Origin of the sequence: Pseudomonas protegens CHA0 (genome assembly GCF_000397205.1) — a bacterium.
GTDB lineage: Bacteria > Pseudomonadota > Gammaproteobacteria > Pseudomonadales > Pseudomonadaceae > Aquipseudomonas > Aquipseudomonas protegens.
The window spans coordinates 5,023,055-5,044,116 of record NC_021237.1 but is presented as its reverse complement, the minus strand read 5'-3'; the positions used below and the strand labels follow the sequence as shown (position 1 = coordinate 5,044,116).

18 protein-coding genes are annotated in these 21,062 nt (G+C 62.0%); 4 read left to right on the top strand and 14 right to left on the bottom strand.

Going from position 1 to position 21,062, the window contains the following annotated elements:
- Nucleotides 1-89 precede the first annotated feature (89 nt).
- The 5 genes from PFLCHA0_RS22260 to minC all read right to left on the bottom strand — a co-directional run bounded on the left by PFLCHA0_RS22260 (nucleotide 90) and on the right by minC (nucleotide 4,233).
- Entirely contained in the window at nucleotides 90-1,379 is a 1,290-nt protein-coding gene (locus PFLCHA0_RS22260; RefSeq protein WP_011062652.1) for a M18 family aminopeptidase, read from the bottom strand.
- A 124-nt stretch (nucleotides 1,380-1,503) separates the two neighbouring features.
- Entirely contained in the window at nucleotides 1,504-2,139 is a 636-nt protein-coding gene (locus tag PFLCHA0_RS22255) for an RluA family pseudouridine synthase (protein ID WP_015636609.1), read from the bottom strand.
- 92 nt (nucleotides 2,140-2,231) lie between these two features.
- Nucleotides 2,232-2,486 carry a cell division topological specificity factor MinE gene (gene minE / locus PFLCHA0_RS22250; RefSeq protein ID WP_007898843.1) on the bottom strand — a complete coding sequence of 85 codons (255 nt, stop codon included), beginning with the start codon at nucleotides 2,484-2,486 and terminating at the stop codon, nucleotides 2,232-2,234.
- Complete coding sequence (minD, locus tag PFLCHA0_RS22245; protein WP_011062650.1) at nucleotides 2,486-3,298, bottom strand: septum site-determining protein MinD; 813 nt, start codon at nucleotides 3,296-3,298, stop codon at nucleotides 2,486-2,488. Before minD ends, minE begins: the two co-directional genes overlap by 1 nt.
- Before the next feature lie 200 nt (nucleotides 3,299-3,498).
- Entirely contained in the window at nucleotides 3,499-4,233 is a 735-nt protein-coding gene (minC, locus tag PFLCHA0_RS22240; RefSeq protein WP_011062649.1) for a septum site-determining protein MinC, read from the bottom strand.
- A 122-nt stretch (nucleotides 4,234-4,355) separates the two neighbouring features.
- On the opposite strand from minC, the gene PFLCHA0_RS22235 reads away from it, so the two are divergent.
- The 3 genes from PFLCHA0_RS22235 to PFLCHA0_RS22225 all read left to right on the top strand — a co-directional run bounded on the left by PFLCHA0_RS22235 (nucleotide 4,356) and on the right by PFLCHA0_RS22225 (nucleotide 9,951).
- Nucleotides 4,356-5,288: a lipid A biosynthesis lauroyl acyltransferase gene (locus PFLCHA0_RS22235; RefSeq protein ID WP_015636608.1), complete on the top strand. Its 933-nt coding sequence runs from the start codon at nucleotides 4,356-4,358 to the stop codon at nucleotides 5,286-5,288.
- A gap of 50 nt (nucleotides 5,289-5,338) precedes the next feature.
- On the top strand, nucleotides 5,339-6,505 hold the full coding sequence (locus PFLCHA0_RS22230) for a patatin-like phospholipase family protein (RefSeq protein ID WP_015636607.1): 1,167 nt from the start codon (nucleotides 5,339-5,341) through the stop codon (nucleotides 6,503-6,505).
- 254 nt (nucleotides 6,506-6,759) lie between these two features.
- Nucleotides 6,760-9,951, top strand: coding sequence for an autotransporter family protein (locus PFLCHA0_RS22225; protein ID WP_230493577.1), 3,192 nt, complete (start codon nucleotides 6,760-6,762; stop codon nucleotides 9,949-9,951).
- Nucleotides 9,952-10,027: 76 nt separating this feature from the next.
- Here the strand turns inward: PFLCHA0_RS22225 and denD are convergent, their stop codons facing one another.
- Entirely contained in the window at nucleotides 10,028-11,002 is a 975-nt protein-coding gene (denD, locus tag PFLCHA0_RS22220; RefSeq protein WP_015636605.1) for a D-erythronate dehydrogenase, read from the bottom strand.
- Nucleotides 11,003-11,017: 15 nt separating this feature from the next.
- Nucleotides 11,018-12,328: an MFS transporter gene (locus PFLCHA0_RS22215; protein WP_011062644.1), complete on the bottom strand. Its 1,311-nt coding sequence runs from the start codon at nucleotides 12,326-12,328 to the stop codon at nucleotides 11,018-11,020.
- A 160-nt stretch (nucleotides 12,329-12,488) separates the two neighbouring features.
- Here PFLCHA0_RS22215 and PFLCHA0_RS22210 point away from each other — a divergent pair, with 160 nt between their 5' ends.
- Nucleotides 12,489-13,274: a FadR/GntR family transcriptional regulator gene (locus tag PFLCHA0_RS22210; RefSeq protein WP_015636604.1), complete on the top strand. Its 786-nt coding sequence runs from the start codon at nucleotides 12,489-12,491 to the stop codon at nucleotides 13,272-13,274.
- A gap of 56 nt (nucleotides 13,275-13,330) precedes the next feature.
- Here the strand turns inward: PFLCHA0_RS22210 and PFLCHA0_RS22205 are convergent, their stop codons facing one another.
- The 7 genes from PFLCHA0_RS22205 to puuE form a co-directional block, all read right to left on the bottom strand.
- Nucleotides 13,331-14,116 carry an outer membrane protein OmpK gene (locus PFLCHA0_RS22205; protein ID WP_011062642.1) on the bottom strand — a complete coding sequence of 262 codons (786 nt, stop codon included), beginning with the start codon at nucleotides 14,114-14,116 and terminating at the stop codon, nucleotides 13,331-13,333.
- A 638-nt stretch (nucleotides 14,117-14,754) separates the two neighbouring features.
- Entirely contained in the window at nucleotides 14,755-16,113 is a 1,359-nt protein-coding gene (locus PFLCHA0_RS22200; protein WP_015636603.1) for a nucleobase:cation symporter-2 family protein, read from the bottom strand.
- Nucleotides 16,114-16,281: 168 nt separating this feature from the next.
- Nucleotides 16,282-17,604, bottom strand: coding sequence for a urate hydroxylase PuuD (locus PFLCHA0_RS22195; protein ID WP_015636602.1), 1,323 nt, complete (start codon nucleotides 17,602-17,604; stop codon nucleotides 16,282-16,284).
- A gap of 51 nt (nucleotides 17,605-17,655) precedes the next feature.
- On the bottom strand, nucleotides 17,656-18,159 hold the full coding sequence (locus PFLCHA0_RS22190) for an ureidoglycolate lyase (RefSeq protein ID WP_011062639.1): 504 nt from the start codon (nucleotides 18,157-18,159) through the stop codon (nucleotides 17,656-17,658).
- An 83-nt stretch (nucleotides 18,160-18,242) separates the two neighbouring features.
- On the bottom strand, nucleotides 18,243-19,238 hold the full coding sequence (gene alc, locus PFLCHA0_RS22185; RefSeq protein WP_041752465.1) for an allantoicase: 996 nt from the start codon (nucleotides 19,236-19,238) through the stop codon (nucleotides 18,243-18,245).
- 95 nt (nucleotides 19,239-19,333) lie between these two features.
- Nucleotides 19,334-19,849, bottom strand: a complete 516-nt coding sequence (uraD, locus tag PFLCHA0_RS22180; protein WP_011062637.1) for a 2-oxo-4-hydroxy-4-carboxy-5-ureidoimidazoline decarboxylase — start codon at nucleotides 19,847-19,849, stop codon at nucleotides 19,334-19,336.
- The gene (gene puuE / locus PFLCHA0_RS22175; RefSeq protein WP_011062636.1) at nucleotides 19,846-20,772 is read right to left on the bottom strand and encodes an allantoinase PuuE; all 927 of its coding nucleotides are present in this window, start codon (nucleotides 20,770-20,772) and stop codon (nucleotides 19,846-19,848) included. Before puuE ends, uraD begins: the two co-directional genes overlap by 4 nt.
- Between the last annotated feature and the right edge of the window lie 290 nt (nucleotides 20,773-21,062).

The window sequence follows — 21,062 nt, the reverse complement described above, 5'->3', positions numbered from 1 at the left end:
GTAACTGTAAGTCTAGGTCGCTTTGTCGCGGCCCGGGTTGATGTGCATCAGAAACAGGCGGGCGTGTGTCCACGCGCCCGCCCTCTGCCTCATGGCAGTTCGTGGCTAGCGTAGAAGGCGCTCAGCACTTTCACCAGATGAGCCAGGTCATGGCTGCCACAGAGCTCGCGGATCGAGTGCATGGCGAAGGTCGGCAGGCCGATGTCCACAGTGCGTACCCCCAGATGGCTGGCGGTGATAGGGCCGATGGTCGAGCCGCAACCCATGTCGCTGCGTACCACGAAGCTCTGTACCGGCACTTCTTCGGCCATGCACAGGTGGCGGAAGAAGCCGGCGGTTTCGCTGTTGGTGGCGTAGCGCTGGTTGCTGTTGACCTTGATCACCGGGCCGGCATTGAGTTTCGGGCCGTGATTGGCGTCATGCTTGTCGGCGTAGTTGGGGTGTACGCCGTGGGCATTGTCTGCGGAAATCAGCAGCGACCTCTGGATGGTGCGGACGAACTCGTCGCCTTCGGGCAGCAGGCGGCGCAGGGTCTGTTCGAGCATCGGACCATCAGCGCCGCAAGCCGAGCAGGAGCCGACTTCTTCATGGTCGTTGCACACCAGTACGCAGGTTTCCTCGCTGTCGGCCGTCAACAGGGCCTGCAGCCCGGCGTAACAGGACAGCAGGTTGTCCAGGCGCGCGCCGGCAATGAAGTCACCGTGCAGGCCGATCACGGCAGCACTCTGGGTGTCGTAGAAGCTCAACTCGTAGTCCAGCACCACATCGGCGTTCAGGCCGTGTTCGCGGGCCAGTTGGTCGGTCAGGACCGCTCGGAAATCCACCCGCTCATCGCCGGCGAACTGGGCCAGGATCGGCGGCAATTCGTTCTGCGCGTTGATCGCCCAGCCCTGATTGGCTTCACGGTTGAGGTGGATGGCCAGGTTGGGAATGATCGCGATCGGCGCCTTGAAGTCGATCAGCTGGCTTTCCACCTTGCCGTCGCGGCGGAAGGTCACGCGGCCGGCCAGGGACAGGTCGCGGTCGAACCACGGAGCCAGCAATGCGCCGCCATAGACTTCGACGCCCAGTTGCCAGAAGCCCTGGCGTTGCAGTTCCGGCTGGGGCTTGACCCGCAGGCAGGGGCTGTCGGTGTGGGCGCCTACCAGGCGGATGCCGCCTTGCAGTGGCGAATGCCGGCCCAGTTTGAAGGCGACGATGGAGGAGTCGTTACGGGTGACGTAGTAGCGGCCGTTGGCTTCGGTGGTCCATGGCTCGCGCTCGTCGAGGCGCTGGTAACCCGCCGCTTCCAGGCGTTGAACGAGGCTGGCAGTGGCATGGAAAGGGGTAGGGGAGGCCTTGAGAAAGTCGATCAGGCCTTGGTTCAACTCTTCGCGCATAAGTAGCTCCAGACAGCAGTGGCGCGAGTTTAACGTATAGGCGGGCCTTGTAGGAGCCGGCTTGCCGGCGAAGAACAGGCGCCGGGGCGACATCGCCGGCAAGCCGGCTCCTGCAGTGGGGGGGTCAGAACGGCGCGGGGCACTCGAAGCGCAGGCGCTCGCCTGTCTGCGGGTGAGTGAAGCTGAGCATGCTGGCATGCAGGCATAGGCGGGGCCAGGCCGCCAGTGCTTGTGGATGGGCATAAAGGCCGTCACCCAGCAGCGGATGGCCGATGGAAAGCATGTGTACCCGCAACTGATGAGAGCGGCCGGTGATGGGGGTCAATTCGACCCGGCACCAGTCGCCGCAGCGCTCCAGCACTCGCCAGAAGGTCAGGGCGTGCTTGCCGAATTCGTGGTCCACCACATGCCGGGGTTTGGTTGGCGGATCATAACGCAAGGGCAGATCGATGCTGCCGCTGTCCAGTTCCGGCTGGCCCCAGCACAGGGCGGTGTAGGCCTTTTCGGTTTCGCGGTCATGAAACTGTCGCGACAGTTCGCGATGGGTATCAGCGTCCCGGGCCAGGAGAATGATGCCCGAGGTTTCCCAATCCAGCCGGTGGACGATACGGGCTTCGGGGTAGCCGTTTTCCTGCAGGCGAGTGATCAGGCAGTCCTTGTTGTCGTCGGCGCGACCGGGGACTGAAAGCAGCAGGGTGGGTTTGTTCACCACCAGGACGGCGGGGTCCTGATGCAGGATGTGGATATTCGACAACGGCATTGAAACAGCCTCGTAACAAACGCCAACGGCGGCTCGCCGACCTCGATGCAATGCATGAGGCCAGCGAGCCGCCGTGGCTCCCGTCGGATCAATCAGCGATCAGGCAGGGTGATATTGAGTTCCAGGATCGAGCAGCTGCCCTGGTTTTCCAGAGCGACGTGCACGTCGTCGGACCCGATATTGACGTACTTGCGGATCACTTCCACCAGTTCCTTCTGCAAGGCGGGCAAGTAATCAGGGGTGCTGCGCTGGCCGCGTTCATGCGCCACGATGATCTGTAGACGCTCTTTCGCTACCGACGCGGTGCTGACCTTTTTGCTGGCACGAAAGAAGTCAAAAAGATTCATTATCTACCTCCAAACAGGCGCTCGAAGAATCCCTTCTTCTCGACATCAAGGAACCGGTGCTCCACGGTTTTGCCCAGCAGGCGGTCAACCGCATCGCTGTAGGCCTGGCCAGCATCACTCTGGTCGTCGAGAATCACCGGCACGCCCTGGTTGGAAGCCTTGAGCACTGCCTGGGACTCCGGAATGACGCCGAGCAGGGTCACTGCCAGAATTTCTTTGACGTCTTCAACACCGAGCATTTCGCCATTGCTGACACGCTCCGGGTTGTAGCGGGTCAACAGCAGGTGTTCCTTGATCGCGTCCTCGCCCTTTTCGGCGCGACGGGATTTGCTGGCCAGCAGGCCGAGCATGCGGTCGGAGTCACGCACCGAAGACACTTCAGGGTTGGTCACGACAATCGCTTCGTCGGCGAAGTACATGGCCAGGTGCGCGCCTTTCTCGATACCGGCCGGGGAGTCGCAGACCACGAACTCGAAGGTTTCCTTGAGTTCCATCAGGACCTTTTCCACGCCTTCCAGGGTCAGCGCGTCTTTGTCGCGGGTCTGGCTGGCGGCCAGTACGTAGAGGTTTTCCAGGCGCTTGTCTTTGATCAGGGCTTGCTGCAGGTTGGCTTCGCCGTTGACCACGTTGACGAAGTCATACACCACGCGACGCTCGCAGCCCATGATCAGGTCGAGGTTACGCAGGCCGACGTCGAAGTCGACGATCACTGTTTTGTGGCCGCGCAGAGCGAGGCCGGTACCGATAGCGGCGCTGGTGGTGGTTTTACCCACACCACCCTTGCCGGATGTAACCACGAGAATCTTGGCCAAGGTGTTTCACCCCTAAGGAAAAAGGACTTTTAGCCCCTGAAAAACATCTCTTGAAAACTACTGCAGTCGGACAGCCTTGGCTGGAGCTCGGTCAGCGGCAGGGTTTATCGTCGATAAACACTGCTGATTGCCAATTTCCTACTTCGTTTGAGCCGTTTTCGCTACGTTTTAGAGATGCTTGGAAAATGCGGCAGTATCCGTTAAAGACGTGTGATGTTCAACACGTCACCCGACAGGCTGACCTGGACTCCGGAGCCCCACAGAGGGTCGCGTCGCAGGTCCTCGGAAACCTTGTACTGGCCTGCAATGGAGATCAGTTCAGCGCTCAATTGCTGACAGAAAATCCGCGCCTTGGTGTCACCCTTGACTCCGGCCAGGGCGCGGCCGCGCATGGGGCCGTATACATGGATATTGCCATCGGCGAGAAGTTCCGCACCGGGGCTGACCGAGGACACCACTACCAGATCGCCACCCTGGGCATAGATCTGCTGCCCGCCGCGTACGGGCGAGGTGATGATGCGAGTCGGTTTGATGGTGGGTTCCGGCGGTTTTTCCGGCTTCTTGATTTCACTTTCCGGTGGCTCCAGCGGCCGCTCCCGGGCGCCGGAAGGCGGCAGCACCGGCAGGTCGACGGCAATCGCCGCGGCAATGTCTTCGATGCGGCTGGCGCGGATCGCCAGGGTCCGCAGGCCGTGCTGGCGGCAGACGCGCATCAGCCCGGGCAGATCCACCGAGCCTTCGCCAGCAGGCAGCTTGTCCAGGGCCAGTACCAGCGGGGCGTTGCTGAAGAAGTTCGGCGCCTGGGCGACTTTCGCGGCCAGTTGGCGATCGAGGCCTTCGAGGTCGTTGCGGGCCAGTTCCAGCACGGTGATGGCGAGCATGCTGCCCTTTAACTGGAACACAGGATCTTGGTCTAGCGATTCGGTTTGGCTCATGGTCTGCAGAAGGCGGCTTGTCACTAAAAGTGCCGAGACTTATAACGAGATCGCCCGCGCCCCGCAAGCCAGGTCGAACCGATGTAGAATGCGCGACCTTGTTGTCTGTCCCGGAATCTGTAATGGATCGCCCGCGTTTTCGAGCTGCATTCTTGTCTCCACGTTTCTGGCCGCTGTGGCTGGGGCTTGGTGTGTTATGGCTGATCGTCCAGTTGCCCTATGCCGCACTGCTGCACATCGGTCGCGCCCTCGGGGCGCTGATGTACCGGGTGGCCGGTGAGCGCCGGCGGATTGCCAAGCGCAACCTGGAACTGTGTTTCCCGGAAAAGTCCGCCGCGGAACGCAAACGCCTGCTCAAGGAGAACTTCGCCTCCACCGGGATCGCCTTCTTCGAGATGGCCATGAGCTGGTGGTGGTCCAAGCCGCGGCTGGCTCGGCTGGCCCATGTCGAAGGGCTGGACTACCTCAAGCAGGCCCAGCGCGACGGTCATGGGGTGATTCTCATGGCCCTGCACTTCACCACCCTGGAGATCGGCGCGGCGCTGCTGGGCCAGCAACACACCATCGATGGCATGTACCGCGAACACAAGAACCCACTGTTCGACTTCATCCAGCGCCGCGGGCGCGAGCGCCACAACCTCGATTCCCTAGCGGTGGAGCGCGACGACGTGCGCGGCATGCTCAAGCTGCTGCGGTCCGGACGGGCGATCTGGTATGCGCCGGACCAGGACTATGGCGCCAAGCAGAGCGTTTTCGTGCCGCTGTTCGGTATCCAGGCTGCGACGGTCACCGCTACCAGCAAGTTCGCCCGCCTGGGCAAGGCGCTGGTGGTGCCTTTCACCCAGGAACGCCTGGCCGATGGCAGTGGGTACCGTCTGGTGATCCATGCCCCCCTGACGGATTTTCCCGGCGCCACCGAAGAGGAGGATTGCCTGCGGATCAATCAGTGGGTGGAAACCGCCTTGCGCGCCTGCCCCGAGCAGTACCTCTGGGCTCACCGTCGCTTCAAGAGCCGGCCGCCAGGCGAGCCCAAGCTCTATAAGAAGCGCGGTTGACCCTCTGGCCTTGATGAGCGGCCCTGGTACGCCATGGATGGAGTGAAGCAATGAGTGCTGGACCGGTAACAGGTTTGATTCTTTCCGGCGGTGGTGCCCGGGCCGCTTATCAAGTCGGCGTGCTGGCGGCGATTGCCGAGTTGCTGGGCCCGGGGGCGCGCAACCCGTTCCCGGTGATCGTCGGCACTTCAGCGGGGGCCATCAATGCCGTCAGCCTGGCCAGTGGCGCCGCGGACTTTTCTGCGGCGATCCAGCGCCTCACGGCGTTCTGGCGCAACTTTCGCAGTGATCAGGTAATGCGCAGCGACTGGCCCGGGGTCATTCGCCAGGCCAGCCGCTTTGTCGGCCACAGCCTGCTGGGGCTGGGTGCCCAGGTGCCGGTGGCGCTGATCAACAACTCGCCGCTGCGCGAGCTGCTCAACGAACACATGCACCTGTCGGGCATCAACGACGCGATTGCCCAGGGCCAATTGCACGCTGTGGCGGTAACCGCGTTCGGCTACGAATCCGGCCAGGCGGTGACCTTCTATCAAGGGGGCGGGGTGATCGATCCCTGGCTGCGGCATCGACGGATCGGCATTCCCACCCATCTGACGGTGGACCACTTGCTGGCCAGTTCGGCGATCCCCTTGCTGTTCGCGCCGGTGAAGCTCGACCAGGAGTATTTCGGCGATGGGGCGGTGCGCCAGTCGGCGCCTATCAGCCCGGCCCTGCACCTGGGGGCCAGCCGTGTGCTGGTGGTGGGCGTCAGCGGCAACCCGCGGGGCAACGATCCGGAGAGTGCCGGGCAGCGGACCTATACCGGTCAGGAGCCGACCCTGGCGCAGATTGGCGGGCACATGCTCAACAGCACCTTCATTGACAGCCTGGAAAGCGATATCGAATTGCTGGAGCGGCTCAATCACTTCAGCCGGTTGCTGCCCGGCAGTGCGGCCGACCGCGCCCTGGGCATTGCTCCAGTGGAAGTACTGGTGATTGCCCCCAGCCAGCCCATCGACGAGATTGCCGCTCGTCATCGGCATGAGCTGCCGGCAGCGTTGCGTGTATTCCTGCGTGGGCCCGGGGCGACCCGCACCAGCGGCGCAGGGGTCTTGAGCTATCTGCTGTTCGAAGCGCCCTACTGCAACGAGCTGATCGAGCTGGGCCGCAGTGACGCCCTGGCCAAGCGCGAGGAGCTGGCGCGCTTCCTTGGGCTGGCGCGCGCGCCACGGGCCTGAATCCGCTTGGGAGCATGCACGCGCCTGCGTGCGGAACAATGCGCGCAGCCCTTCCTGCTCTCTATTGCCGGCGCTGCCGAGGGCCGGTGCAGTCTTTTGAGATCAATCTGATTACAAAGGTTCGGGATCGCTTGGATGATGGTGGTGATCAATGTCGATCATCATCGCGGTTCCTCCTGCTTTCTACGGCCATTTGCTGTCAATTGTGGACATTGTCTTGAGGAGCCTGCGACGCAAATGTGGTAGGTAGTCTCATGCAACGATTGGTCCGCTCGACGCTGTCGGGCCTATTTACGATGTCCCTCGTGGCTGTGTCGATCCAGGCGCGAGCTGCTGAGTACGGCCAGATTGATCTCTCCAATCCGGCTGGCGGTGATTCGATGAGCCTGCATCCGGGCGACTCCGTGATCTATGACGGCCCGGGGGCGGCGATCAACATTTCGGCCAAGGGCAATAACCTGAATGCCGAAGGGGTTGATATCCAGGCCGGTTCCCCGGTCGGCAGCTTCACGGTCGGGGTCAGCGCCAGCGATGGTGGACACGTGACTCTGGTGGATAGCCAGGTACTGAGCCACCGCACTTACGCGCTCGAGGCCCGTGGTCCTGGCAGTGAAATCGTCGCCACCGGCACCTCGCTCACTTCCCGGCAGTCATTTGGTGCATACGCGTACGGTGGTGGCCGTATCACGCTTGACGGTGGCAGCATTACCACCCTCGGCACCTATGGCCATGGCGTGGTCGCCTCGGGTGCGGGAACGGCTCTGGAAGCTCGTAATCTGAGCATCTCTACCAGTAATGCCAGCGGATATGGCGCCGAGGTGTCCCAGCGCGCCTCAATGACGCTGGAGGCGGTCACCATCAATACGGCGGGCGAGGACGCTTCGGTTCTGTATGTCAGGGGGGCCGGGTCAAGCCTGGCCTTCATCGACAGCCATGGCACTTCTGCCAGTTACTCCGGCGCCCGACTTTATGGTGGCAAATTCTCGATGCTTGGCGGCAGCCTCACCGCCCACGAGGACGCAGTATTTCTGGGGTACGACTTCGACGGCGTTGGCTCGTCAGCCGATATTCGCGATGCAACGCTGAGCTCCAGCAATGGCTATGGGCTCAACCTCAATGGCGACGCCGCCAGCGCCACGTTGAATAACGTCCGCATCAGCTCCTCTGGAGCTCAAGCAGGCGGAATATGGATGTTCATGCCCGAGACGAAGCTGGTGGCCGATCGCTTCAGCATCGACACCTACGGCGCCCAGTTTGCCCACGGGCTGGATAACCGGGCCGGCCAGGCGACGCTGAGCAACGGCAGCATCACCACTCATGGTGCGAATTCGCTGGGTTTGTACCTGTACAACCAGTTCGACAGCGATGCCAGCATTGAGGCGAGCAATATCAGGATTGAAACCTTTGGCGCCGGATCCTTCGGCGCCCTGGCACAAACTACGGGAGCCGACCTGCGCCTGGCACAGTCTGAGGTCGTCACCCATGGGCAAGCGGCCCATGGTCTGTTCGTGCGGGCGGACGATGCGCGTCTGGCCGTCAGTAGCACCGAGGTCATCACCAACGGCAACGGTGCGTCCGCCCTGGCACTGGGCAATGGTGCGGTGGCAACTTTGGAGAACTCCCGGCTGGCCACTCACGGGGACCTGGCGTCTGGCGTCTGGAGTTATGTCAACAGCGGGACGGCGAGCAATAGCCTTTCGCTGACCGGCAGTCAGATCAGTACCCAGGATGGCGCAGGCTTGCTGGCCAGTGGCGGCGATCATCAGTTCACCCTGATGAACTCGAGCATTGTTGCGCGTGCCGATGGGCAGGAGGCCCAGGGCATCTTTCTGCAGACCCGCCAGGCAGTGTTGAACAATGTTCCCGTCGATACCGGCCAGGTCAGTGTCGAGGCCAGCGGCTCGACGCTGGTGGGCGATGTCCTTGCCCAGAACGGCAGTGTGGACCTGAGCCTCAGCGCCGGCTCGGAATTGACGGGGGCTCTGCGGGCCGAGAGCGGGGGGCGGATCAACAGCTTGCTGCTCGATGACAGCAGCCGCTGGAACATACGCAGTGACTCGACACTGGGCACCTTGACCAACAACGGTACGCTGGTGTTCGGCGCAGCCGGTTTCCAGACCCTGACCGTTAACGACTACATCGGTAATGGCACGATGGTATTCAGCACCCACCTGGGCGGCGACACGTCCCCCAGCGACCGGCTGGTCATCGATGGTGGAACGGCCAGTGGCCGAACCGCAGTGCGAGTGCTCAACGCTGGCGGTAAGGGGGGGCTGACGCAGGAGGGGATCCCCCTGGTGCAGGCGATCAATGGCGGAACCATCGCAGCCGACGCCTTCTACCTGGACACGGGCTCCAGCGGTTATCGTTGGAGCGTCGGCAGCCTTTCGATCAATGGCTATGAGTACAGCCTGGTGCAAGGTGGCATCTCGGGCAACACGAATGACTGGTACCTGACCTCAGAAGCCAGCCAGGTGGCACCGGAAGGCGGGGCATATATCGGCACCCAGCAGGCCACCAGGACAATGTTCGACCATGGCCTGCAGGACCGTGCAAGCAAGCGCAGCCTGGGGGCCGACCGCCAGGATTCGGGACTCTGGATGCGGGCCCAGGGGCGGCATGACAAGGGCATGCGTATGGCCGAAGGCAAGGTCGATATCGATTCCAGCAGCGATGTGGTGCAGATGGGCGGGGCGTTGCTGCGCCGGCCGGTGGGCGCGCAAGGTGCGCTCTATGCCGGGCTCATGGCGGGCTATGGCGACGCGCGCATCGACTCGACCTCCACATTGATGCGCCGCGACACCAATACTGCTGTTCGCGCGAAGGCCCATGGCAAGGTCTCGGGTTATTCGGCGGGCGTGTATGGCACTTTCTATGCGGATGACGTGAACCGGCTGGGCGCCTATGTCGACACCTGGTTGCAGTATGGTCGCTATACCAACCGGCTGAGCAGTGAACTGGGGTCCGCCGATTATGATTCGAACCTATGGTCGGCCTCCCTGGAGTCCGGGTATGCATTGGCGCCATTTGCCGCTGATTCTCCCTTCCGGGCCTGGGTGGTGGAGCCTCGCGGGCAGCTGATCTATAGCCGTTATACCGCCAGGGCCGCAGACTTGCGGGATACGCGGTTGCGCAATGGCACTGCCGATGCCTGGCGTTCCAGTATTGGCGTGCGGCTCTACCAGCAGCCTGGTCAGGCAGCCGATGAATCGGTGCTGCGACCCTTTGTCGAAACCAACTGGCTGCATAGCGAGGCGGTGCCGTCGGTACGGATGGGGAGTAACAGCTTCGATGCCAGGCCATCGCGGGATGCTCTGGAATTGAAGGTAGGAGCCCAGGTGCGGGTCGCTCGGGATGTGGAGCTATCCAGTCATCTATTCGGCCATTCGGGAAGCGCCAGCGAGCACGGTTACGGCGGGCAGTTGAACCTGAGCTACAGCTGGTAGTGCTTGCAGGTCTTGTGGCAAACCCAGCGAGGACGGCCTCCAGCTCAAGGAGGCCATCCTGGGGGCGGTCCGTTGTTCAACGATGCAGATAATCCCTGATGAACTGTCGGATCACGCTGGCAAAGTCCGGGTCCGCGGTGAAGCCCAGTTGGTTTGCATAAGGTGTGCTGAACGCTCCCGGCCAAGAGCCGACGATGCGCTCGATGGCTGCATCCGGCCGCAATTGAACCTGCCGGGCCACCGCGTCACCGGCCACCTCGCGCAGCGCATCGATCATCTGCTCCACTGTCTGTGACAAACCGGGCATGTTGATCACCCGGCCCTGGCTCAAGCGCTCGGCGGCCAGCTCATGACCGTGAACCAGGTTGGCAATGGCCTGTGCCGGTGACATCAGCCATAGCCGGGTGTTCAAGGGCACCGGGCAGACACTGGCCTGACCGTTGAGGGGCTCACGGATGATGCCGCTGGCAAAGCTTGATGCCGCCAGATTCGGCTTGCCCGGGCGCACGACGATGGTGGGCATGCGCAGGCTGCGGCCATCGACGAAGCCGCGACGGCTATAGTCGGCCAGCAGCAGGTCGTTCATGGCTTTCTGGGTGCCATAGGAACTCTGGGGTGACCAGACTTGATCATCGCCGACGGTGTCCGGCAGTTGCCCACCGAAGACGGCCACCGAGCTGGTCATCACCCACTTCGGGCAAGTACCCAACTGTCGCGCGCGTTCCAGCAGTCCCTGGGTGGCGCTGAAGTTGACGCGCATGCCCAGATCGAAATCGCTTTCTGCCTGGCTGGAGACCACTGCTGCCAGGTGAAAGATGCTCTGGGTGTCGGCGTCGATCAGGTTCGCCAGGACCTGGGGATCGGTGATATCCCCACCCTTGACCAGGACCCGAGGGTCGTCGAGGCCTTGCACGGGTTCACGGTCGAACGCGGTAATCCGCTGAATGGGGTGCAACTGGCCGTGACGGTCGGTGAGTGAGCCGCGCTCGAGCAGGGCCTGGATCAGGCGGCGTCCGAGAAACCCGGCGGCGCCGGTGACAAGAATATTCATGAGTGACTCCAACTATCAGCGATTGACCAGTTTTCCGGGGATCTTGAAGACCAGCAGGGCTCCGACGAACAGCGCACTGGCCATCACGTACATGCCGATGGTGGTGCTCTGGGTCAGGTCCTTGAGAAAGCCCATCAGGTAGGGTGAAACGAACCCGGCGAGGTTGCCCCAGGAGTTGATCAGGGCAATCCCGGCTGCCGCTGCGGTGCCGCCGAGAAAGGCAGTGGGCAGGCTCCAGAACAGTGGCAGGGTGCTGAAGGCGCCCATGGCCCCCAGGGTCAGGCCGATCATCGACACTGTGAAGTTGTCGCTCCAGGTGGCGGAAATCATCAGCCCCACCCCACCCAGCACCGCGGTCAGCGCCAGGTGCCAGCGACGTTCGCGCAGGCGGTCGGCACTGCGGGATATCAGCACCATGGTCAGCGCCGCTGCGGCATAGGGAATCGCGGTGAGCATGCCGACCTGGAAGACGTCGCTGACGCCTGCCTGGCGAATCAAGGAGGGCAGCCAGAAACCGACGGTGTAGAAGCCGGCGATCATGCAGAAGTAGATGGCGGTCAGCAGCCAGATCCGCGGCTGCCCGAACACTTGGCGCACGCTGTGTACCTGGTGGCCGTCGGTTTCGGCCTCGATCCTGCTCTGCAGCAGGGTCTTCTGCTCCCGGGTCAGCCAGCCAGCGTCGGCGATCCGGTCGCTGAGGCAGTAGATCACCAGGCCGCCCACCAGAATCGAGGGCAGGCCTTCGAGAAAGAACATCCACTGCCAGCCGGCGAATCCGTGATGGCCATTGAGGGCGCTCATGATCCACCCGGATAGCGGTGCGCCGATCAGCCCCGAAAGCGGCACGGCGGTAGCGAACAGTGCGTACATCTTGCCGCGGCGGTTGGAGGGGAACCAGTACGACAGGTAGAGGATCACCCCCGGGTAGAACCCGGCCTCGGCGATGCCCAGCAGAAAGCGCATGACATAGAAGGAGGTGGGGGTGCTGACGAAGGCCATGCACGAGGAAATGAGGCCCCAGCTGATCATGATGCGCGCGATCCACAGCCGCGCGCCGACTCGATGCAGGATCAGGTTGCTGGGGATCTCCACCAGAAAGTAGGCAATGAAGAAGATCCCGGCGCCCAGGCCATAGACCGCTTCGGAAAACTGCAGGTCTTCGGACATCTGCAGCTTGGCGAAGCCGACGTTGACCCGGTCCAGATAGGCCACCAGGTAGCACAGCAACAATAGCGGCAGGATGCGCCAGGCGACTTTACGGTAGGCCAGGTCCTCGAAGGAGGCGGTGACCGGGGCCGAGGCGGTTTGCGACAGTGATTCAGGCATGTCTTTACCCATCCTTGTTTCTTGTATTTGGGTGATTTTGTTTTTATCGGACTTGCTGACATGGCTTAGATAACATAATACATCATACGAATTCAATGGCAGGCTTCGGGCAGGACGGCGTGCCTGAAATGCAGTACCGTTAGCCAATTTGACTACCGAGATGCCCATGTCCAAGCCTGATAACGCTTTCCCCGCCGCCGATTCCCTGGCGACGCTCAAGGATTCGGCCAAGGGCACGCTGGCGGACCAGGTGACTGCGGCGCTCAAGGCACACATCGCCAATGGCGAAGTCCTGCCGGGAGCGCGCCTGCCCACCGAACCGGTTCTGTGCGAGCGTTTCGGCGTCAGCCGCACCGTCATCCGCGAGGCCATATCGCGCTTGAAGTCGGCGGGCCTAGTGGAGGTGCGCCAAGGCAGCGGCACCGTGGTGTGCGAGGGCGCCCATATCAAGGCGTTCACTATCGACCTGGACGTACGTGGCTCGATCGAGGCGGTGCTCAGGGTCACCGAACTGCGTCGTGGTATCGAAGGCGAGGCGGCGGCCCTGGCGGCCCAGCGCCATACCCCTTCGCAGTTAGAGGCGATTCATCAGGCGCTGCTGGCTATCGATAGCGCCGAGCAGGCGGGTCAGGATGGGGTGGAGCAGGACCTGGCGTTCCATCTGTCGATTTCCCAGGCCACCGGTAACCCGCTGTACCCCTCCCTGCATGAATTCATTGCGCAATTCATCAAGGAAGCGATTCGTATCACCCGCTCCAATGAGGAACGGCGCAAGGATCTGGCGCGCACGGTGCGTGCCGAGCATCTGGCGGTCTATCGGGCGATTGCGGCGCGGGATGTCGAAGAGGCGAGGCAAGCGGCGCTGAGCCACATCCACAACGCGGTGGAGCGGCTCAAGAGTGCCGATCCGGCATTCTGGCGGGATTCCGGTTCACGCATTGCCTGATGGAAAATACCGCCTGCGCCCCTCCATGGAGGGGCGCAGGCGGCATCAGCCAAGCATCAGAAGTGGTACTTGACCAGCAGGCTGGCGGTGTCCTGGTTGGTCTCGAAATTGCGCGAGTCCTCGATACCGTACTTGTTCTTCCAGTAGTCGTACTCGAAGCCGACGTACAGCTGCTTGGCGCCCCAATTCAGCGCCTTGCCCAGGTCGTACTTGATCTGCGGGTTGAAGTGCAGGTTGGCGTGGTAGGTACCCTTGGCGTTCTGGTCGTTGTCCACCACCCAGTCCATGTAGCCGTCGATCAGGATGTCCGAACGGCCCACGGGAATGGTGTAGGACCACACTGGCGTGATCTGCCAGACGTTGTCGCCCGGGCGGCTGCCCTCGGTGTGGCGCTGGTAGAAGTTCAGCTGGAAATAGTCGAAGCCAGGGACTGCCAGGTCGAAGCCCGGGCCGATCAGGTAGGACTCGTTGTCACCTTCGCCAAACTCGTAGGTGAACGCCAGGAGCACGTCCTTGATCGGGCCGAATTCAAGTTTCTGGTCGAAGATCTTGCCGAACGACAGGCGTGGCGTGAACTCGCCGTAGTAAGTGTCCGGGCCGACGTTGCCGTCTTCCTTTCCGTTATAGAAGATGCGGTCGAGGAAGAAAAAGTTATCCCCGTACTTCCAGGCATCGGCATGTTCGAAAGTGACCGTCTGTTGAATCTGCGGGTTAACTTCGAAGTTCTTGCCATACAAGTAAGTCAGGCTGTTGTTCTGCCATTGCAACAGGTCGCCAGCCACGGCCTGCCCCCCGGCCAGCAAGCTGGCGGCCAACATCAGGCTCTTGCACATCGGTTTCATTCGGTTGCTCCCAAGTAGGTAGTTCCACGTTTTTTTGGCTTGGCGCTCTGGTTTGGCGCCTTTTTTCGTTGCTGCAAAAAACCATCCGATCGGTCAGCTTTGTTGCTGTTAGCAAGAGCTGAGCCAAGGCCGAAAAAAAGCAAAAAACTCCCGTCCGGCTGTAGCGATACCGCCGGGCGAGAGTGTTTTTCGCGATGTTTTCTTGCGCCTTGTTACCTGTCCAGGCCGGGATAAGTTGGCTCTTGGGTCAGGTTTTTCATCCGGGCTTTTTTTTAGACCAGACTTGCGCGGCCGCGGAGAATACTGGCTCTCACGGCAGGGCTCAAGTGCTCCGCAACGGCGCACTTGCAACCACTTTGGGGCGGGTATGCGGGCCATCTCAGGCAAGCATCCGCATTGAAGGGCAATAGAGTGCCAATGACTGGCGGCCGTCAGGGGGATTGCATGGCGCTAATGGCCGTCCAGCGGCCACCGCCAGGAAAGCCTGGGCAGGCTGCATAGGTGTTGCTCCCTGTTTGTTCTTATTTTCAAGGCGCAGCGTCTAATGGGCAGCGCTCGATCCTGAGTAGGCGAGCGCTGCGGTCAAGCATGAACGGTGAAGCAAGGTCAGGGCGCCGAACCGGCACCCTGCTGGTGACTCAGTGCTGATGGGCGTGATGCGCATTGCTGGCCGCGCGCTCGCTGCCCCCGAGAATGTTGAACAGCAGGTTCAGCACCAGCGCACTCAAGGTCGCCATGGCGATGCCACTGTGGGTGATGGGGCTCATCCACAGGGGCAGGTGGGCGAAGAACTCCGGGCGCACCACGGGAATCAGGCCCATGCCGATGCTCACGGCCACCAGCAACTGATTGCGCCGGTCGGCGATGTCGGCTTCCTGGAGGATCTTGATCCCGGTCGCAGCCACCATGCCGAACATGGCGATGGCCGCGCCCCCCAGCACCGCCGGTGGAATCGACGCCACCAGGAACGCCGCCTTGGGCAGCAGGCTGAGGACGATCAGCAGGCCGCCGGCGACCATGGTCACGGAACGGCAGCGCACGCCGGTCATCTGCACCAGGCCGATGTTCTGGGCAAAGGAGGAGTGGGTGAAGGTGTTGAGGAAGCCAGCGAAGAACGATGCCCCGGCATCACACAGCAAGCCGCGACGCAGCATGCGTGGGGTGACCTCCTGGCCGGTGATCTTGCCCAGGGCCAGGAACATCCCGGTGGACTCGACGAAGATGATCACCACCACCAGGCACATGGAGAGGATCGGGGCCAGGTGGAACTGCGGCATGCCGAAGTGCAGCGGTGTGACCACCTGCAGCCAGGGCGCCTGGGCCATGCCGCTGAGGTCGACCATACCGATCAGGCCACAGAGGATGTAGCCCAGGCCCATGCCGATCAGTACCGAGATGTTCACCCAGAAGCCGCGCATGAAGCGGTGGATCAGCAGGATGGTACCCAGCACCAGGGCGGCGATGGTCAGGTAGATGGGCGAGCCGAACTGGGCTGCGCTGCTGCCGCCGCCTGCCCAGTTCACCGCCACGGGAAACAGCGAGAGACCGATCGAGGTGATGACCGTGCCAGTGACCAGCGGCGGGAAGAAGCGCACCACCTTGGACATGAACGGCGCGATCAGCATGCCGAAGAAACCGGCGGCGATGGTTGCGCCGAAAATTCCCTGCATGCCGATGCCGGGCATGCCGGCCATGGCCACCATGCTGCCCACCGCGGCGAAGCTGGCCCCCATCATCACCGGCATGCGAATGCCCATGGGGCCGATGCCCATTGACTGGACGATGGTGGCGATCCCGGCAACCAGCAGGTCGGCATTGATCAGGAAGGCGATTTCTTCACGACTCAGGCCAGCGGCCTGTCCGATGATCAGCGGTACCGCGATTGCACCGCCATACATCAGCAGGACGTGCTGCAGGCCGACCAGGATCAGTTGCAGGAAGGGCAAGCGCTGAATGGCGGGCGCATCGGGGACGCACTGTTCGGATGAATCGGACATGCAACACCTCGGATCTTTTTATTCTTGTGATTTAACCGCTGCGTCTTTACGCGCAACGTGTTTGCAACAGGCGAATCTTCTGACTGATGGCAAGAAAGCCCGCTCCTACAGACAATTGCGGTTCTGTAGGAGCGAGCTTGCTCGCGAATCAGCCGGGTACCAGGCTGATCAGTTGGTCTGGGCTCCCTGGGTAATCCAGGCACCGACCAGCTCGCGTTCCTGCTGGGTCATCTGGGTGATGTTGCCCAGCGGCATGATCTGGCTGGCGACGGCCTGGGCCTGGATCCGCGCGGCTTGCAGGCGGATCTGCTCAGGAGTGTCGAACATCACCCCTGCCGGTGCTGCGCTGAACAGGGGGCTGGTGGGCTTGGCCGAATGGCAGACCGCGCAACGCTCCTGGATCACGCTATGCACCTTGTCGAAGGACGGGCCGGCATTGGCCGCCTGCGCCGGGGCACTGGCCGGAGCCGTTGCCGCAGCGGCTGGAGCGGCCGGTGCCTCTGTCGCAGCCGAGGTTGCCGGCTTGCCGCCCAGGGCGGTTTCCGGCAATGGCTGGTACTGGGTCTGGGCCTTGGCCACTTCCGGAGCGCTTGGCGCTGGGGTCGGGCCGGTCACGTAGGCCAGGCAGATCATGCCCAGTGCCGCGACGGGCAGGGTCCAGGCGAACTTGTGGCTGTCATGACGGGTGTTGAAGTAATGACGCACCAATACCGCCAGGACCGCGATCCCGGCCAGGATCAACCAGTTGTACTGGCTGCCGTAGGTGCTCGGGAAGTGGTTGCTGATCATGATGAACAGCACGGGCAGGGTGAAGTAGTTGTTGTGACGCGAGCGCAGCAGGCCCTTGGCCGGCAGGGTCGGGTCGGGGGTGCGGTTTTCCGCGATCGCTGCCACCAGCGCGCGCTGGGCCGGCATGATGATGCGGAACACGTTGCCCACCATGATGGTGCCGATGATGGCGCCCACATGCAGGTACGCGCCACGGCCACTGAACACCTTGCTGAAGCCATAGGCAGCGCCGATCAGCAGGAGGAACAGGATGAAGCCGAGCAGGGCGGGTTTCTTGCCCAGTGGCGAATCGCAGAGGAAGTCATAGACGAACCAGCCGGCGATCAACGCACCGATACCGATGGCCACGCCTTCAGGGCCGGTCAGGCCGCTGCCGGGGGCAACCAGGTAGAGCATCGGGTTGAAGTAGAACACCAGGCACAGCAGGGCAATCCCGGACATCCAGGTGAAGTAGGCTTCCCATTTGAACCAGTGCAGGTTCTCCGGCATCGAGGGCGGTGCCAGCTTGTATTTTTCCAGGTGATAGATACCACCGCCGTGAATCGCCCAGAGGTCGCCGGACAGGCCGTCCTTGGGGTTGACGCGGTTGAGGTTGTTCTCCAGCCAGACGAAATAGAACGATGCGCCGATCCAGGCCACACCAGTGATCATATGTACCCAACGCACGCTCAGGTTGAGCCATTCCAACAGATGTGCTTCCACAGTCTTTACCTCTTGCCTGCCACCCTTGTTGTCGGGTGATCAGACCTTCTCTTATTGGTGGGGGGCGAGGATCAAACGCTCATCCTCTTTGAAGAAATGCTCATCGCAGTTATTGCCAGTGCCACTGCGATCAACCACCAGGAAGTCATCCCGCTTTTCGATCGTCAGCACCGGGTGGTGCCAGACGCCGCGATGGTAATTAATGCCCTGCCTGCCATTACTGACAAAGGCACGGACCAAGCCCGATACAGGTTCATCGCCAAGTGGCGCGACCACGATCAGAAAGGGATTGCCGAGCAGCGGGATGAAAGCCTGGCTGCCCAGCGGATGGCGTTCCAGCATGCGGATGGTCAGCGGCATGTCCAGCGCGTCGGCGCGGAAGATGCTGATGATGGCCTGGTCTTCCGGCTGAGCGGTCTCGACCGTTGCCAGGCGGTGGAAGCGCATGGTCGAACCGTTGTTGATCATGAAGTGATCGCTGCCGTCGGTCTCGATTACGTCACCGAAAGGGGCGAAGGCTTCTTTGCTCAGGGGCTCAATCACTAATGTGCGCATGCTGTTCTTCTTATCTCGAGTTCGTTGTTGTCTGGTCCGTGGCTACTGCGGGCAAACCGGTCGCCCGCGCGCTGCGCGACCCTTTATTTTTTGACCTTGCCCAGCAGTCGCAGGCGGCTGACGCCACCGTCCGGGAATACATTCAGGCGCACGTGGGTAATAGCCCCCAGTGCCCTGATCTGTTCGACGAAACTGTGTTCGGCGTGCATTTCCAACTTCTGGCTGGGTAGCAGTTCACGCCAGAACAGGCTCTGGGTTTCGATCTGGCTGTCGGTGCCACCCTTGACGAAGGCGCCCTGGATCGAACAGCTGTCCGGGTAGTTGCCCTTGAAGTGCAGGGTGTCGACGATGATCTTTTCGATTTCACCGGCATGGCCCAGGGCGATGATCACCCAGTCGTTGCCGGGAGTACGGCGCCGGGCGGTTTCCCAACCGTCACCCATGTTGATGCCGCGGCCGGGGTTGAGGAGGTTGCCCATGCGCCCGAAGTGCTCGTCGGAGCAGGCCAGGGCGCGGCCGCCGTTGAGGGCGGCAGCCAGGTCGACCTGTTCGTCGTCGCCGATGGCCGACCAGTCGCGGTAGGGAATGCCGTAGACCCGCAGCCGTGCTACGCCGCCATCGGGGTAGATGTTGAAGCGCAGGTGGCTGAACGGCTGGTGGTTGTGGATCTCGTGGTAGTGGTGGCTGTTGCCCTGCAACTCCACCGCCGACAGCACTTCGGTCCACTGGGTGTTTTCATCCGGTTCGCCTGCGGCCAGGAAGCAGGCTTCCAGGGAGGCCGAGGGCGGGAAGTTGCCGGTGAAGAATGAAGTGTCGATGTCCACGCCCTTGATCGAGCCGGCCACGCCGAGGCGGATGACCGCAGTGTCGTAGCCTTCGAAGCGCTTGCGGCGTGATTCCCAGCCATCCATCCACTTGCCGTTGTCATCGAATACGCCTTCCTTCCACACCGCCGGAGTCGGTTGGAACAGGCGGTTGGCGTCGGCGAACCAGTCATCGGTGACCGAGATGATCTTGGTCCCCAGCCGGGCATCGGCCAGGTTGACGAACTTCTCGAAAGCTACGGCGTTGGTTTTCATTCTTCTTGTCTGCCTTGAATTCAGTGGCCGGGGTGCTCGCGAGGCCCTGGGAAATGCATCGATGCAGGTGCTTTCTCGGGCCAGGCGGGCAATCGCTACAGGGTCAGCAAGCGGAACAGGGCGATCTTGTTGATTTCTGCCAGTGCGCATTTGAACTCGGTGTCCACCGAGTTGTGGATGCGGGTTTCGAATGCGGCGAGGATCTGGTGCCGATTGCTGCCCTTCACCGCCATGATGAAGGGAAACTTGAACTTGGCCTTGTAGGCGTCGTTGAGCTCGGTGAAGCGCTGGAACTCTTCGGCGGTGCATTGGTGAATGCCAGCGCCGGCCTGCTCATTGGTACTGGCTTCGGTCAACTGGCCCTGGACGGCGGCTTTGCCGGCCAGGTCCGGGTGAGCGTTGATCAGTGCCAGCTGGCTGGCGTGATCGGCGCTCAACAGGATGTCGCTCATGCGCTGGTGCAGGGTCTCGATCTGGTCGACGGAGGCGTCGAGCCCCAGTTCGTAGGCCTTTTCGGCAACCCACGGCGAGTGTTCGTAGATGTCGGCGAAGGCCTTGACGAAATCTTCGCGGCTCAGGGTCGAGGGCTTGAGGCTCTGGAAGGCAGTCATTTCGCCGCTCCCTGGTAAGGGTGGGTCTGTTGCCAGTGACGGGCGATGTCCACCCGGCGGCTGAACCACACCTGCTCGTGGCCCTTGACGTATTCGAGGAAGCGCTTGAGTGAGGCCAGGCGCGCCGGGCGGCCGATCAGGCGGCAGTGCAGGCCGATGGAAAGCATCTTCGGCGCTTCGGCACCTTCGGCGTAGAGCACGTCGAAGGCGTCCTTCAGGTACTGGAAGAAGTCGTCGCCCTTGTTGAAGCCCTGCACCTGGGTAAAGCGCATGTCGTTGGTGTCCAGGGTGTAGGGGATCACCAGGTGCGGCTTGCCGGTGGGGTTGTTGGGTTCCCAGTAGGGCAGGTCGTCGTCGTAGGTGTCGCAGTCATAGAGGAAGCCGCCTTCCTCCATCACCAGGCGCCGGGTGTTCGGGCCGGTGCGGCCGGTGTACCAGCCCAGTGGGCGTTCGCCGGTGATTTCGGTGAGGATGCGGATCGCTTCGAGCATGTGCTCGCGTTCCTGGGCCTCGTCCATGTACTGGTAGTCGATCCAGCGGTAGCCGTGGCTGCAGATCTCGTGGCCGGCTTCGACCATGGCGCGGATCACGTCCGGGTGACGCTGGGCGGCCATGGCCACGGCGAAGATGGTCAGTGGAATGTCGAATTCCTTGAACAGCTTGAGAATCCGCCAGACGCCGGCACGGCTGCCATACTCGTACAGCGATTCCATGCTCATGTTGCGCTCGCCCTGCAGCGGTTGCGCCGAGACCATTTCCGAGAGGAAGGCTTCCGATTCCTTGTCGCCATGAAGGATGTTGCGCTCGCCGCCCTCTTCGTAATTGAGCACGAAGGACAGGGCGACGCGGGCATTGCCCGGCCAGTGAGGGTGAGGAGGGTTGGAGCCGTAACCGATCAGGTCGCGAGGGTAGTCAGCGCTCACTGCAGTCTTCCTTCTTATTCGTGATAACGGTGGCGTGGCGGAACCTGAAGCCGGAAAGCCAGGTGGGCGTCACTGCGATGGAATTATTGTATACAAGTTTGTCTTCACTTTGTAAGCCTGATTTTTTGCATTTTTCCGCTTTCATCGCTATGGCTGTCACCTGCAAGAAACTTGCCTGGATGGTCAGCTAATGGATGACAAGTCGTCTGTCGCTATGGCGTACAGGCAAATCCGCTGATGCATTCGAAGGGTCGCGGGGCCGGGAATATTTGCGATTATTATTGTGTACA